General features: G+C 59.0%; 1 protein-coding gene. It reads right to left on the bottom strand.

Going from position 1 to position 310, the window contains the following annotated elements; translation table 11 throughout:
- On the bottom strand, positions 1-180 hold a 180-nt coding region (locus AC0L2A_RS36495), incomplete at its 3' end, for a hypothetical protein (RefSeq protein WP_473613027.1).
- Between the last annotated feature and the right edge of the window lie 130 nt (positions 181-310).

Here is a 310-nt window from a genome sequence, read left to right as displayed (position 1 = left end):
GCGCACCTGTTGCTCGAACAGCTCATGGATGCACCGACCCGACGGATAATCCGCCGCCGTCCGGTTCAGCTCCTCCAGCAGATAGGCGCGCTCGGCGGCCGGTAGGATGTCGAGGTCGCGCACCGGCTGCCCGGCATCGGCCGTCACACCATATAACAAAGTTTGCAAATGCTGCGTCATACGGTCGATCTGCTCCGGTGCTAATCGACTTGCATCAAAATGCCATCGAAAGCTCCCATCCTGAGTGCAAACCTCAAACGTCAGCAAATCGCCGCATGGGGCTGACCCAGCACTTTGGCTTGTCGTCAGA

This window comes from Mesorhizobium sp. WSM4844 (assembly GCF_055811775.1).
Note: the sequence above shows the minus strand (reverse complement) of the source record. Positions and strands in the feature narration are given on the sequence as shown.